The organism is Clostridium pacaense (assembly GCF_020709765.2).
GTDB classification, from domain to species: domain Bacteria; phylum Bacillota; class Clostridia; order Lachnospirales; family Lachnospiraceae; genus Enterocloster; species Enterocloster hominis.
Map to the genome: position 1 here is coordinate 1 of NZ_JAJFEB020000197.1, position 241 is coordinate 241.

Here is a 241-nt window from a genome sequence, read left to right on the forward strand (position 1 = left end):
ACCGCCAGGATATAAGGGTTGGCATATTCATTGATCGACACCTCCCCTGCCGCAAGGATGCGGGTGCACACAGAAGCAGCCACCGCCATCACTGCGCCCACGGAAATATCCGTACCAGCCGAGGCGGACACCACCATGGTCATGCCCACAGCCAGCACTACCAGCTCGCTTGCACGGTTGATGACATCGATGATGTAGCCGTAGAGGACTCCATTGGTAATGGATATCTTGAAAAATGTAG

1 pseudogene is annotated in these 241 nt (G+C 54.8%); it reads right to left on the bottom strand.

What is annotated here, in order from left to right:
* A pseudogene (locus LK536_RS59030) lies at nt 1–241 on the bottom strand (ABC transporter permease); the annotation flags it as partial.